Genomic DNA, 13,776 nt, shown 5'->3' on the forward strand with positions numbered 1-13,776 from the left:
CGAGGGGGTGGTCGACGACATCAGCCACGAGGGCCTTCGGGTCCTGCTCCGCGAGGAGGGCGTCTCGTTTCAACGCGTGAAGACCTGGAAGACCTGGAAGACCTCCCGCGACCCCGACTACGCGGCCAAGAAAGCCCGGGTCGAACACCTCTACGCGATCGCCGACGGCGAGGTCGTACCCGAGGACGGAGAGCCCGAAGTCGTCTTCTGCCTGGACGAGTTCGGCCCGCTCAACCTCCAGCCGCACCCCGGCCGACAGTGGGCCGAACGCGGCGGCAAGGGCAAGGACCCCGACCGCGAACCAAGGCCCCGCCGACGGGCGACCTACACCCGACCGCACGGGGTCCGGCACCTGTTCGCCGCCTACGACCTGGCCAAGGGCCAGCTCTACGGCCACCTCAAGAAGACCAAGAACCGCTCCAAGTTCCTGGAGTTCTGCCGCTACCTGCGCTCGCTGCATCCGAAGGACGTGCGGATTGCGATCGTCTGTGACAACTATTCGCCGCACCTGACGACGAAGCGCTGTCAGCGGGTCGGAACCTGGGCGGCGGCGAACAACGTGGAGATCGCTTACACCCCGACCAACAGCTCCTGGCTCAACCGGATCGAGGCCCAGTTCACCGCCCTGCGCTACTTCGCCCTCGACGGCACCGACCATGCCAGCCACAAGGAACAGGGCAGCATGGTCCGTCGCTACATCATCTGGCGGAACAAGCACGCCGCCGACGAACGGCTACGAGACGTTGTCACCAGGGCGAACGCTGCCTGATGCGGCACTAGCTAGCACCGCCAGGTTGAGCTTGCGCAGCAACCCGGGTCTCCGACCCGCCTTTCACGCCTTGGACCAGATTCGGCGTTCCATGTGTCTTGACTCACAACGGCGCGCTATCTACATTGATGCCCCCTGGCAATATTGCCAAGAAACCTACTTAACAAACATAGGCCGAGCCCGCGTTCGTCACGCTGTGCGTGCTCATGCCATCCGCGTCCCTTCCAGGACCTGCCTCTCCGATGTTCCAGAAGAACTTTCTCTACACAGTATTGCCGGCGCGGCTACAAGAGTGATCGCCGGCTTGGTCCAAGGTCAGTCGCGGACCAGTCTCTCGGCTGTGTGGAGGATCCCCGAAAGATCGACCATCGCTCACCAGGCCTTCGGCAGCCCCCTGAGTGCGATCCCCGCACCCGGCCGCCGTACGGCCGAAGCGGGAGGAACCGAATGATAAGAGGAAGCAACCACCGGCTGCGGCGACTCGTCGCGGCCATGGCCGCGGCAGTCGCCGTCGGCGGTGTGGTGATCAGCCCACCCACGCCGGCAGCGCACGCGGCGACCACTCCGATCGACCAGCGCCTCGCTCAGTACAACGAGACGTGGACCTCCAAGAGCACCGGCGTCACCGGCTCGATGCCGATCGGCAACGGCATCCAGGCAGCGAACGTCTGGGTCGAGGGCAACACCCTCAAGCTGCTGCTGTCATCGGGCGACTCGTGGGACGAGAACGTCCGCCTCGCCAAACTGGGGCGACTCGACGTCACCTTCTCCCCCGACCCGTTCTCCTCGGGCTCCTTCCTGCAGGTGCTGAAGCTGAAGGAAGGGGAGGTCGTCGTCACCTCGGGTTCCGCGCCGGCGATCACGACGCGCATCTGGGCCGACGCGAACCACCCGACCATCCACATCGAGAGCAACGCTCCGTCGGCGTTCTCCATGCAGGCCGACTTCGTGAACGCCCGCCCCGTCGAGGTGACCGACCCCAGCCGCAGCAACACCACGTTCGTGGACCTGGTCGACTCCGCGTCTCCGAACCTCTCCCCGTTCCCGCCGAAGATCACGGCCGACACCGTCTACACGCGCTCGAACAAGCTGCTGTGGAACCACCACAACCCCGACTCCAGGTTCGACGAGATCATGCAGTTGCAGGGCCTCGACCCGGCCGGCTACGACGACCCGCTCACCGGGCGCACGTTCGGCGGACTCATCCAGGGAACGGGCTTCACCACAGCGTCCAACACCCGCCTGGTCTCCGACTCGTCGGCATCCAAGCGCCTGGACATCACCATGTCGTCGCAGATCGACAAGGGCACCGACTGGCTCAACCACTGGGAGACAGGCATCTCCGCGACCGCGGACACCGTCGCCACGACTCCCGCAAGCACACTCCGCGCCGCCCACCAGCAGTACTGGACCGACTTCTGGAACCGCTCGTACATCTTCGCCTCCGGCGACGCCGATGCCGCGAAGGTCACCAAGGGATGGCTGCACACCCGCTACACCGAGGCCATCGCGGGGCGCACCCCAAAGATGCCGCTCCGGTTCAACGGCTCCCTGTTCAGTCCCGGCACAGCCACCGACCCCGACTACCGGCCGTGGAACACCTACCACGGCTTCAACCAGCGCTTCGCCTACTGGAGCATGCTGCCCTCAGGCGACTACGACCTGATGCAGCCCTACTTCGACCAGTACGTCTCCTCTCTCGGCCTCGCGAAGGACCGGGTGCAGGCGTTCTGGGGTAACGGAGCCACCGAGGACAACAACGTACAACTCCCGCCCGCACAGGGCGGCGCGATGTGGCCCGAAACTGTAGGCCTCTGGGGGCACGCGGTCGGCGGCAGCTACGGTTGGAACCGAGCCGGCAAGCCAGCGAACTGGTACTCCTCGGCCTGGGTGCGGTACCTGTACGAGAACAACGTCGGGCTCACCTCGATGATGCTCGACTACTTCACCTACACCGGCGACAGCACGTTCGCGACACAGAAGCTCCTGCCGGTCGCCCGGGAGGTCGTCCGCTTCTACGACACCCACTGGAACCTCAGCAACGGCAAGATCGACATGTACCCCATGAACTCGGGGGAGGCCGACCGACTGGTACACAACCCCATGGCCGACACCGCCGGGCTCACCAATACCGTCAACGGGCTGCTCGCCCTGCCGACCGCGCTGACCACCCAGGCCGACCGTGACTACTGGACGGCTGTGAAGGGTCGCCTGCCGAACCTTCCGATCGGCTCGTCCGCCACGGACAACGACACCTCCTACGGTCCCAACGACCGCCTGAAGAGCGCAGCCAGCCTCTTCAAGGGCTCCGACACCAACAACCAGAACCTCTCCGCGATCTTCCCGCTCGGCATGTTCGGCAACGGCCAGCCGAACCTCGACCTTGCAGTCGCCTCCTACAACGACCGCCGGGGCAAGTACCCGACGAACGGAACCCAGGATTGGCGACAGGACGCCGCCTGGGCCGCCTACCTCGGACTCACCGACGAGGCGCGCTACCAGACCGTGCAGGCCTTCCGCGCCGGCACCTGGCGCTACACCGGGTTCGGCCCAGGAAGCACCGACGGCCAACCCGGCAACGAACCACGTTCCATCGGAAAGATCGCGCTCCAAGCGATGCTGCTGCACCCCGGCGCGGGCGACGACGCGATCCTGTTCAACGCCTGGCCCAGCAACTGGGACGTGACGTTCAAGCTGCACACCACCAACGGACGTATCGTCGAGGGCTCGCTGGTGTCGGGCATCGCCGACTACACCGTCTCCGCCGGCGCCGGCACCATCACCGTACGGCCCCCCCAGGTCACCAGCTACTCCTGGACTGCGCAGTCAGGTGCCACTCCGCTCGGCGGTGACGTCAACGGCGACGGCAAGGGCGACCTGCTCGCCTGGCAGAGCACCGATGGTTCCGTCCTCCCCAAGGTCGGCAACGGGTCGGGCACACAGTTCACGCAACTGCCCCCCACCGTCTGGGCAACAACCGGCACCAGCACCGTCCGCTTCGGCGGGGACTTCAACGGCGACGGCAAGCTCGATCTCGGCACCTGGTCGAACAACCCCAGCGGAAGCTGGAAGATCCGGTACGGCACCGGGACGACCTTCGGCGGCGAATCGTCGTTCACCTGGACCGCACAGCCAGGCGCGAGCCTGGTGACCGGAGACTTCAACGGCGACGGCCGAACCGACCTCGGTATCTGGCAGACAAACGGCTACCTGTACATCAGGTATAGCAACGGCTCCGGCTCCTTCGGCAACCAAACCCGCGAACCGCTACCGCATCCTGGCACCGGCGCAGAAATCACCGCCGGCGACTTCGACGGCGACGGCGACGGCGACCTCGCCTACTGGAGCGGGGCCGACTGGTCCGTCCGCGTCGGCGACGGCGCCGGGCACTTCGGGGAACCGACAGCCATACAGGGCCCGCCCGGCAACGGAGAGGCCGTCACCAGCGACATCAACGGTGACGGCACCGACGACCTCGTAGTGTGGACGCCGTCGGCCGGCACCTGGGTAACCAGATACGACCTCCTGTAGGAGCCCGGGCCGTGGGTGGCGATCAGCACCGTCACCCACGGCCCGCCGCCGGAACGTTTCAAGTGCCGTTCCACCATCCCGATTCAACGGCATTGGGCGGATTCAACCGGTCGTTGCAACACCTCGTCCTCGGAGGTGTTGATGGGCAGGCCAGCAGGGTGGATGGCGGCGTTGACCGGGCAGTCGCCGATGTACTCCCCGGGCGCGCCGGCGCTTCGACGGGAAGTGGAACGCCAGTTCTGGCGGGCGATCGCGAAGGGGTTGCTCGCTGAGGAGGCAGCTGCGGTCGGAGTATCCCAGGCGGCGGGTTGCAGGTGGTTCCGGCACGGTGGCGGCATGCCAGCGATGGATCTTGCCCCACAGTCCGGCCGATACCTGTCCTTCCACGAGCGTGAAGAGATCGCGATCCTGAAAGCGCAGAGCATCGGGTCAACGAACGCCGGGGTGGGTTGGGACACCCACCCCCACCCACCCCGCCAAGCCGGCGCCCCGCCCACCAACACCAAGGGCGAGGGCGCCCTCACCGCCCGAACGGCAGACCTTCACCATCCGCACTGAGCTTTGCCCCGCGATGTGGACACCCCTGACACTTGGATCTTGTAGGTCCAGGAAGGGAAGTCCAGATGGGACGTCCGTCGAAGTACTCGGACGAGTTCCGGCGTGATGCTGTCGCGTTGTACCGAGCCTCGGGCGGCGGACGCATGTTCGCGGGGGTCGCGAAGGAGATCGGGGTCAACCACGAGACCCTGCGGAACTGGGTGCGGGCCGCTGACGCCGGGATTGCGGTGCCAGGGTCGGCGCTGAACGATGGCGAGCGGGCCGAGCTCGCGCGGCTTCGCAGGGTTGAGCGCGATTGGCAGGTCGAGAAGGAGATCCTGCGCCGGGCGGCCGCGTATTTCGCACGGGAGATGAAGTGAGGGACCGCCGCAGGGACTTCATCTCCACCCACCGGGCCGAGTTCGGCGTCCAGCGGTTGTGCGAGGTCCTGGGCGTCGCCCGATCCGGTTACTACGCCTGGAAGGCCGGCGCTCGGACGCGTGCCGACCGGGCGGCGGCCGAGGCCGTGCCGGTGGGCAGCTACGCTCACGACAACAGCCCGGTGTTGCAACGACCGGTTGAACTCGCCCAATACGGATCGGCCGAGTTCGCCGGACTCTGTCGGCGCCACCGGATCCGGCGGAGCATGGGGAAGGTCGGCTCAAGCTATGACTACGCCGCCGCGGAGAGCTTCTTCGCCTCGCTGAAGCGGGAGTTGATACACGGAGAGCGCTGGGCCAGCCAGCAACAGGCGAGGCCGGACGTATTCCGTCGGGTCTCGTTCTACAACCACCGCCGTCGCCACTCCACGCTGGGCTACCTCAGCCCAGTCCAGTTCGAACAGCAGACGGCGACGTCCCGTAAGATCACCCTGGCCGCATGAAACTCCGGTGTCCACGTCCCGGGGGAAGGCTCAGACCGTCCCGGAACCGAGCCGGCTGGTTACCACGCTCCTCAAAGCGAGGAACCTGCATGCGAGTAGACGCCGACAACGAACCAGCGACCGCGCAGTGAAACGGCCACTGTCGCCCTACGCCTACAAGAGCCTCACGGCCAACCGCCGAAAACGGCACACCACCACGACCGTGACCATCACCCGGGCCTCGGGCAGTGTATTGACGAACGCCGCGGCGGCTTAACTTCCTGGTCTTGTCGTTTCACCCGTTGCCGACACCCAATGCGGCGGGTCAACCTGACCGCTGTGTCGGGTTGACCGGTTGTTTCGAGCGCCCCACCAGAGCACTGCGCTGCCCGCGCACCGGCCCGGGACGTACACCCCCGTAGCTCGGTCTCGCGGGTCGCCGATCGGTGCGGGCGATCGTGCGCGGAGTTGCACGTCCGTTCACGGTGGTGCGGGCAGGGTCCTCTAGTGGGCACGGGCCGCCCGGCGGGATGTCGCGGTACCGGTCCTCCTGCCGGACGTACACCCTCCCGCCCCGGGACGGGCCGTTCGGCCGCCGGGCCCATCGGCCTGCCGCGTTCCGTGCGGGGAACCGTTCCAGGCCGTCAGCATGGGCGGTGGCGAGAGCGGCGCGGTGACTCTTTCGAGTCGGCGGAACCCCGTGAGAGGCCGAGCCGGTTCTCCGGCTACTGGTCGGGCAGCAACTCGGCGAGCATCGCCACGAGCGGGTCGAGCTGGTCGCCCTGCACGACGACCACCGAGGCGGCGCCGTACTCGGCACTATCCACGGTCGCGCCGGGCCCTGCCGCGGAACTCGGTGGGGAGCAGGTCGAACAGCTTCACCAGGACCCCGGCGAACTCGGTGCGGGAGTTGGCGATCACGTCGATGGACGGCGGTTCGGCCGAGGGTCACCAGAACGGAGTAGAGCGCCGCGCCCACGGACACGGGAGCCGGTCCCCGAGATACATCCCGAAGACCGGCGCCGCTCGCTGCGGTCGGTCAGTCACCTTCGCCGGCGGCGTTCGCGACGTGACTCGGTCCCCCGGTTCGGCCGGTGATGACGACTTCCAGTGTGCGTGGTCCGTGGACGCCTTCGACGCGGTCGAGTTCGATGTCGCTGGTGGCGGAGGGGCCGGAGATCCAGGTGAGTGGCCGGGTGGGCGTCAGGAGGGGCAGGGCTTGGGGGAGGGAGGCGACGATCTGGCCCGCGTCGATGACGCAGATGTGGTGGTCGGGGATGAGGGTTAGCGCCCTGCGGCCCTGTCCGGGGCCGCCGTCCAGGACGATGGTGCCGGTTTCGGCGATGGCGAGTTCGCATCCGGTGATCACGCTGTCGACCTGCTCCAGGAGCGCCGGCCGGCCCTCATGGGTATCGCTGTCGGCCAGGAGCGTGGCGGGAATGAGGGAGAGCCACGCTCCGGGAAGCCCGGCGGCGGCCGCGACGGTGCGCGCTCCGCGTTGTTCGACCAGGTCGGCGAGGAGGTGGGGAAGGTCCGCGGTGGGGCAGCGGTGGACGATCGCCCGGTACTCGGTGAGGTTCTCCGCGAGGAGGCCGACGATCGCCTGCGGGTCGTCGCCGATGTGGCTGAAGGCGTAGGCGCGGGTTACCGGCGCCGATTCGGGTGCGTCGGCGACGGCGGCGCGGATGCGGGCCAGGATCGTGTCGCGGGTGTTCATGCGCGGTTCCTCTTCCACCAGGTGCGGAACGGTTGGGCGGGGACCCGCGGGAGGTCGCGGGCGTGCGTCCACGCCTTGGCGGGTCCGCCCGGGCGCCGGGGGTGCGCCTTGCGGGTCCCGGAGGCGAGGCGCAGGGCGGCGGTCAGCGTCGCTGGGTGGTCGAGCAGCCAGGTGGCGGTCTTGATTGCTGCCCGTTCGGCCGTGTGCCCGCCGGTCTGTTCGACGACCTGCTCCCGCAGATGGACCAGGACCTCGGGGATGTCGATGGCGACCGGGCACACTTCGTAGCAGGCGCCGCAGAGGGTGGAGGCGAAGGGGAGGGAGGCGTCGATGTCGCTGGTGACGCCGCGCAGTTGGGGGCTGAGGATGGCGCCGATCGGCCCGGGGTAGACGGAGCCGTAGGCGTGTCCGCCGGCCCGCTCGTAGACGGGGCACACATTCAGGCAGGCGGAGCAGCGGATGCAGCGCAGGGCCTGGCGGCCGGTCTCGTCCGCGAGGGTGTCGGTGCGGCCGTTGTCCAGCAGCACCAGGTGGAAGTCGCGGGGGCCGTCGCCGTCGGTGGTGCCGGTCCACATCGAGGTGTAGGGGTTCATGCGTTCGGCGGTGGAGGAGCGCGGCAGCAGTTGGAGGAACACCTCCAGGTCCTGCCAGCGCGGGAGGACCTTCTCGATGCCGACGACGGAGATCAGTGTCTCGGGGAGGGTCAGGCACATCCGGCCGTTGCCCTCGGATTCGACGACGACCAGAGTGCCGGTTTCGGCGATCATGAAATTGGCGCCGGAGACGGCGACCTTGGCCCGCAGGAACTTCTCCCGCAGGTGGAGCCGGGCGGCCTCCGCGAGCTCGGCCGGGCTGTCGGACAGCCCGTCGGGTGCGGGGCGGCCCCATGCCGCCATGTTCTCGGTGAAGATGTCGCGGATCTCGCCTCGGTTGCGGTGGATCGCCGGCACCAGGATGTGGGACGGACGGTCGTCGGCGAGCTGGATGATGAGTTCGGCGAGGTCGGTCTCGTAGGCGTGGATCCCGTGGGCCGCGAGGGCTTCGTTGAGGCCGATCTCCTGGGTGGCCATCGACTTGACCTTGATCACCTCACTCTCTCCGGTCGCCTTGACGAGGGCCGTGACAATGCGGTTCGCCTCCTCGGCGTCGGCGGCCCAGTGCACGGTGCCGCCGGCCGCGGTCAGCTCCTCCTCCAGCTGCAGCAGGTAGGTGTCCAGGTGGCGCAGGGTGTGGTCCTTGATGCGTTTTGCGGCCTCCCGCAGCTGTGGCCAGTCGTCCAGTTCGGCCACGGCGGCGGCCCGCTTGTCACGGATGGTGTGCGTGGCGTGGCGCAGGTTGCGCCGCAGGCCCTCGTCGCGGGAGGAGTGCTTCGCGGCTTCGGGGAAGGAGGGCATGCCCAGGTGGGTGACGCCGCTCATCAGGGGCTCCAGGGGTCGTCGACGGTGCTGGCGAGGATCTCCGCGAGGTGCAACGGGCGCAGGGGCGCTCCCTGGCGGCGCAGCATGCCCTCCAGATGCATCAGACATGAGTTGTCCCCGCCGCACAGGACGTCGGCGCCGGTGGACAGCGCGTTGGTGATTTTGTCGTGTCCCATCGCGGCCGAGACGTCGGAGTTCTTCACGGCGAAGGTGCCGCCGAAGCCGCAGCACTCCTCGGCGCCGGGCAGGTCGGTGAGCCGCAGCCCGTCCACCCGTTCGAGGAGTCGGCGCGGCCGCTCCCCCAGACCCAGCATGCGCAGCCCGTGGCAGGAGGGGTGGTAGGTCACGGTGTGGGGGAAGTGGGCGCCGACGTCGACGACGCCGAGCACGTCGGTGAGGAACTCGGTCAGCTCCCAGGTGCGCGCAGCCAGTGACCTGGCGTCCTTCTCCAGATCGCTGCCACGCCCTCCGGTAAAGGCCCTGGCGGCGATACGGGGGTAGTTGTCGCGGACCATCGCGGCACAGGACCCGGAGGGGGTGACCACGTACTCGGCGTCGTCGAAGGCGTCGATCATGCGCCTGACCAGGGGCTCGGTGGCGGTACGGTACCCGGTGTTGAACTGCGGCTGACCGCAGCACGTCTGCCCGGCCGGGAACGCCACCCGGACCCCGAGGCGCTCCAGCAGCTTGACGGTCGCGACGGCCGCGGACGGGTACAGGGCGTCGTTGATGCACGTGACGAACAGTGCGGCACGCATGTGGTTCTCTCCCTTCGGCTCGTGGACGGTGCGCCCGCCCCTCCCCCGGCCCGGCTTGCAGTGCCTTACAGCGCGCTCAGGCAACGCGGGCCCGCTGGGTGCGGGGGGACTGGTTCGGTGGTGGCCCGCCGGTGTTCGCGGTACCGCTGCCGGGCCCGCGAGGCGGTTCCCGGTTCCGCGAAGCGGGTTCCCGTGCTGGTCGGCGATGGGGCCGGGGGCGTACTCCCGATCGCCGTTGGCGGTGCGCCCCGACCGGGGTCAGGGCCGTGTGTCGTCTCTGAGCTGGCGCTGGAGACTGTGCGTCAGGTGGTCCGCCATGGCTTGCGCCGCGCGCTCGGGCTTTCCCCGCAGGATGGCGCGTATGACACGTTCGTGCTCCTCCAGCGTCGGGTCCTCCGAGAACCTGACGGTGGTGAGGCGGAAGACGTGCAGGTGCGCATGGAGTCGCTCGACCGCGTCGGCGAGGAGCGGTCGGTGCGAGGCCAGGGCGATCGCCTCGTGGAAGCGCTGGTCCAGGGCGGCGAAGCCGTGGTAGTCCGCGTACCGCCCGGCCGGCCCGGATGCCCCCTCATCTCCTCCACGACCGCTTCGAGGTGGTCGAGTTGTTCCTCGGTGGCGGGGTCCGCCGCCAGCGCTGCCGCCCTGGGTTCCAGCAGCAGGCGCATCTCGAAGAGCTCCTCGAGCCCCTGGCGGGTGAGCAGCTCGGTCGCGCGGTACCCCGACAGCGACCGCTTGACCACCAGGCCGTCCGCCTCCAGCCGGGCCAGGGCCTCACGCACCGGGGCCGGCGACACCCCGAGACCGCGGGCGAGGGCCTCGATGTTGACGCGCGCGCCAGGAGCGATCTCATGGCCCATGGCCATCGCCTTGATCTTCTCGTAGACGCTGCCGGAGAGGGCCAGCCGCGCCGGCGGCTTGTCATCCGATTCGGGTGCCCCGGCCGCGGAACCGGGGTGCGGGGGCATGCGGTCTCCTGCGATCCGGGGCTTGTCGGTGTCCCCGCAGTTTAGCGAGGCCACGGCTGTGGTCGGGACCGATATCGGCGTGCGGGGCGCCTGGGGGCTGTCGGGCCGGGGCGAACCGGGTTGATCACTTGGCATGATGATCACGCCTGTCCGAAGGTCTGCCGCTGTGCCCCGAGTCCGTCGATCTCGAGTGCGACGGTGTCTCCCGCGCGGAGGTAGGGCGTTCCGGGGAGTCCCAGCGCGACGCCTGCGGGGGTGCCGGTGTTCACCACGTCGCCGGGTTCCAGGACCATGTACTGGCTGAGGTACCAAACAATGTGGTCCACGCCGAAGATCATGTTGTTGGTGGTGCCGTTCTGTCGTTGCACGCCGTTGACGCTCAGTCGCAGGCCCAGGTTCTGGGGGTCGGTGATCTCGTCGCCGGTCACCAGCCACGGCCCCAGCGGGTTGAACGTCTCGCAGGACTTGCCGAGGTCCCACTGCGGGGACAGTTCGAGCTGGTACGCCCGCTCGGAGACGTCGTTGCTGATCGCGTAGCCCGCGATGTGGTCGCGGGCGGCGGCGGGGCTGTCCAGGTAGCGGGCCCGCGTGCCGATGACGACGGCCAGCTCCACCTCCCAGTCGGTCTTCTGCGATCCGCGCGGGACGAGGACGGTGTCGTACGGTCCGACGACGGTGTCGGCCGCCTTCATGAAGACGACGGGGCGCTCGGGCGGTGCGGCCCCCGTCTCCTCGGCGTGGTCGCGGTAGTTCAGCCCGATGCAGACCACCTTTCCCGGACGGGCGATCGGCGCACCGACGCGCAGTCCCTCGCCGTCGAAGGGCGCCAGCTCACCGGTGGCCAGAGCCCGGGCGGAGCGGGCGATCCCGTCCGAGGCCAGGAACGCGCCGTCGATGTCGCCGGTCAGCGGGGTGAGGTCGTACAGCCGGCCGTCGCCCGCGAGAACCGCCGGACGTTCGCTGCCGGCAGGGCCGAGGCGCATGAGCTTCATGGGTGTCCCCCTGGGGATGGTCGGCGGTCCGCAGGGACCGGGTGGGTGAACGCGATGTCTGTGAGCGACGAGGGGGCCCGATCGTCGGGCCTCCGGGGGGCCGTCATGGGCGGCGCGCCTGCGCCGGTATCCGGGGCGTGGACCGCGGCGGCGGCCTCAGCCGGTAGACGTCGCCGGCCGTGCCTGCGAGGACCAGGGCTTGTTCGTGGGTGTCGAGCCGGGCGATCAGGCGGCGCGTAGTGGATACGACCGTGGCGTAGTCGGCGGCCAGCGTGCACACCGGCCAGTCCGAGCCGAACATCACCCGGCCGGGGCCGAAGGCGTCGAGGACCGTGTCGGCGAAGGGGCGCAGGTCCTCGATGGACCAGCGCTCCCAGTCGGCCTCGGTGAGCAGGCCCGACAGTTTGCAGGAGACGTTCGGTTCGGCGGCCAGGGTGCGTACGTGGCTCGCCCACGGCCGGAGTTCCGCCACCGCGACGGCGGGTTTGCCGGCGTGGTCGAGAACGAACGCGAGGCCCGGCAGGCGGCGGGCCGCGGCGGTGGCCGCGGGCAGCTGGTGCGGCAGCACGAGCAGGTCGTAGACCAGGCCGGCGTCGGCCACCGCGGCCAGCCCCCGAAGGACCTCAGGGCGTAGCAGCCAGTCGGGGTCGGGTTCGCCCTGGACCTGGTGCCGCACGCCCACCAGATGCTCACCGCCCGGCATCTCGCGCAGTTGGGCCAGCCTTTCCGCCACGTCGGCGGCGGTCAGGTCGGTCCACCCGACGACCCCGGCGACCAACGGGTCGGACGCCGCCTGCGCCAGCAGCTCCGGCGTCTCCTCGGCGACCGTCACCGTCTGCACGACAACGGTCGCGGTGACCGCGGCCCGCTCGGCCTGCGGGCGCAGGTCCTCCAGACCGAAGCTGCGCCGCAGCGGAGCGAGGTCGGGGCCGGTGATCCACTCCTGGTCGCGCACGGCCAGGTTCCACACGTGGTGGTGGGCGTCGATGATGATCGGTTCGCTCATCGGTTGCTCCCTGGGTCGGGTCCGCTCACGGGCGGCGGGCAGGGTGGGACCGGTACGTCCCCGGGGAGCAGCCCTTCGGCCCGCAGGTCCTGCCACAGTTCGTCCGGGATCGGCCGGCGGTTCTGCTCCACGGCGTCGGTGACCTCCCCGGGACCGCGCAGTCCGATCAGGACGCCGGCGACGGCCGGGTGCCCGAACGGGAAGCGGGCGGCTGCGGCGCGCAGCGGCACACCGTACCGCGCGCACACCTCCTGCATCCGCAGCGCGCGTTCCACCAGCCGGGCCGGGGCGGTGGCGTAGTCGAAGGTGGCGTCCGGGCGCGGGTCGGCGAGCAGTCCGGAGTTGAACACCCCGCCCGCCACCACCGAGACGCCGTGTTCGGTGGCCGCCGGGAGCAGGTCTTGCAGTGCGCTCTGGTCGAGCAGCGTGTAGCGGCCCGCGACCAGGACTTCGTCGATGTCGGTGTCGCGGACGAAGCGTGCCAGCGGTGCGCAGTGGTTCATTCCGACGCCGATCGACCCGACCAGGCCTTCGCCGCGCAGGCGCTCCAGCGCCGGGTAGGCCTCGGTGATGGCCTGGTGCAAATGGTTGTCCGGGTCGTGCAGGTAGACGGTGTCGACGCGGTCCACGCCGAGGCGGGTCATGCTGGCCTCCAGGCTGCGGCGGACGCCGTCGGCGGAGAAGTCCCAGCGGCGCACGTGGGTCGCCGGCACCGCGAAGCCGTTCGCCGCGTCGGAGCCGATCGGGCCCTCGACGGCCTCCAGGATCCGGCCCACTTTGGTGGAGAGATGGAACCCGTCCCTGGGATACTTGCGCAGGAACCGGCCCAGTCGGCGTTCGGACAGTCCCAGGCCGTAGTGCGGTGCGGTGTCGAAGGAGCGGATGCCCGCCGCCCACGCCGCGGCCAGGGCGGCGTCCGCCTCCTCGTCCCCGATAGGGGTGAACAGGTTCCCGATGCCGGCGCCTCCGAACGCGAGACGGGTGACGGTGGTATCGGTGTGTCCGAGCGTGACCAGGTCCATGCTCAGCTCCCTACTGCCCGGTCGGGGGGCAGGCGCAGGCCCGCCATCCCGCCGTCGACCGCGAGCACGGTGCCGGTCACCGACGCCGACTCCGGGCCGGCAAGGTAGGCGATGGCTGCGGCGACCTCGCCGGCGGCGACGAGGCGCCCGGTGGGCTGGCGGGCGTTCAGCGCGGCCCGCAGCGCCTGCGGGTCGGCCG

9 protein-coding genes and 3 pseudogenes are annotated in these 13,776 nt (G+C 69.4%); 4 read left to right on the top strand and 8 right to left on the bottom strand.

The window, feature by feature from the left end:
• The 4 genes and pseudogenes from ACFWOG_RS33140 to ACFWOG_RS33155 form a co-directional block, all read left to right on the top strand.
• The coding region (locus tag ACFWOG_RS33140) for a transposase (protein ID WP_380362854.1) at window positions 1–769 on the top strand (769 nt) is incomplete at its 5' end.
• Between the two features lie 447 nt (window positions 770–1,216).
• Window positions 1,217–4,300 carry a DUF5703 domain-containing protein gene (locus ACFWOG_RS33145; protein ID WP_380362856.1) on the top strand — a complete coding sequence of 1,028 codons (3,084 nt, stop codon included), beginning with the start codon at window positions 1,217–1,219 and terminating at the stop codon, window positions 4,298–4,300.
• A gap of 162 nt (window positions 4,301–4,462) precedes the next feature.
• A pseudogene (locus ACFWOG_RS33150) lies at window positions 4,463–4,729 on the top strand (helix-turn-helix domain-containing protein); the annotation flags it as partial.
• A 194-nt stretch (window positions 4,730–4,923) separates the two neighbouring features.
• Window positions 4,924–5,720 (top strand): annotated as a pseudogene (locus tag ACFWOG_RS33155) (transposase).
• A gap of 1,018 nt (window positions 5,721–6,738) precedes the next feature.
• Here ACFWOG_RS33155 and ACFWOG_RS33160 read toward each other — a convergent pair.
• The 8 genes and pseudogenes from ACFWOG_RS33160 to ACFWOG_RS33195 form a co-directional block, all read right to left on the bottom strand.
• Window positions 6,739–7,416, bottom strand: a complete 678-nt coding sequence (locus ACFWOG_RS33160; protein WP_380362858.1) for a lactate utilization protein C — start codon at window positions 7,414–7,416, stop codon at window positions 6,739–6,741.
• Entirely contained in the window at window positions 7,413–8,834 is a 1,422-nt protein-coding gene (locus ACFWOG_RS33165) for a LutB/LldF family L-lactate oxidation iron-sulfur protein (protein ID WP_380362860.1), read from the bottom strand. Before ACFWOG_RS33165 ends, ACFWOG_RS33160 begins: the two co-directional genes overlap by 4 nt.
• Window positions 8,834–9,592 carry a (Fe-S)-binding protein gene (locus ACFWOG_RS33170; protein ID WP_380362862.1) on the bottom strand — a complete coding sequence of 253 codons (759 nt, stop codon included), beginning with the start codon at window positions 9,590–9,592 and terminating at the stop codon, window positions 8,834–8,836. Before ACFWOG_RS33170 ends, ACFWOG_RS33165 begins: the two co-directional genes overlap by 1 nt.
• A gap of 258 nt (window positions 9,593–9,850) precedes the next feature.
• Window positions 9,851–10,557 (bottom strand): annotated as a pseudogene (locus ACFWOG_RS33175) (GntR family transcriptional regulator).
• A 140-nt stretch (window positions 10,558–10,697) separates the two neighbouring features.
• Window positions 10,698–11,549, bottom strand: a complete 852-nt coding sequence (locus ACFWOG_RS33180; RefSeq protein ID WP_380362864.1) for a fumarylacetoacetate hydrolase family protein — start codon at window positions 11,547–11,549, stop codon at window positions 10,698–10,700.
• Between the two features lie 103 nt (window positions 11,550–11,652).
• Window positions 11,653–12,555, bottom strand: coding sequence for an amidohydrolase family protein (locus ACFWOG_RS33185; RefSeq protein WP_380362866.1), 903 nt, complete (start codon window positions 12,553–12,555; stop codon window positions 11,653–11,655).
• Window positions 12,552–13,577, bottom strand: a complete 1,026-nt coding sequence (locus tag ACFWOG_RS33190; protein WP_380362868.1) for an aldo/keto reductase — start codon at window positions 13,575–13,577, stop codon at window positions 12,552–12,554. Before ACFWOG_RS33190 ends, ACFWOG_RS33185 begins: the two co-directional genes overlap by 4 nt.
• 2 nt (window positions 13,578–13,579) lie before the next feature.
• Window positions 13,580–13,776: SDR family oxidoreductase (locus ACFWOG_RS33195; protein WP_380362870.1), on the bottom strand; the 197-nt coding region annotated here is incomplete at its 5' end.

The sequence above is a fragment of the Kitasatospora sp. NPDC058406 genome, assembly GCF_042722765.1.
Lineage (GTDB): Bacteria > Actinomycetota > Actinomycetes > Streptomycetales > Streptomycetaceae > Kitasatospora.

Excerpts from the sequence above, each read along its gene's own strand:
- ACFWOG_RS33145 (WP_380362856.1), top strand. The coding sequence starts at position 1,217 with ATGATAAGAGGAAGCAACCACCGGCTGCGGCGACTCGTCGCGGCCATG.
- ACFWOG_RS33160 (WP_380362858.1), bottom strand. The coding sequence starts at position 7,416 with ATGAACACCCGCGACACGATCCTGGCCCGCATCCGCGCCGCCGTCGCC.
- ACFWOG_RS33165 (WP_380362860.1), bottom strand. The coding sequence starts at position 8,834 with ATGAGCGGCGTCACCCACCTGGGCATGCCCTCCTTCCCCGAAGCCGCG.
- ACFWOG_RS33170 (WP_380362862.1), bottom strand. The coding sequence starts at position 9,592 with ATGCGTGCCGCACTGTTCGTCACGTGCATCAACGACGCCCTGTACCCG.
- ACFWOG_RS33180 (WP_380362864.1), bottom strand. The coding sequence starts at position 11,549 with ATGAAGCTCATGCGCCTCGGCCCTGCCGGCAGCGAACGTCCGGCGGTT.
- ACFWOG_RS33185 (WP_380362866.1), bottom strand. The coding sequence starts at position 12,555 with ATGAGCGAACCGATCATCATCGACGCCCACCACCACGTGTGGAACCTG.
- ACFWOG_RS33190 (WP_380362868.1), bottom strand. The coding sequence starts at position 13,577 with ATGGACCTGGTCACGCTCGGACACACCGATACCACCGTCACCCGTCTC.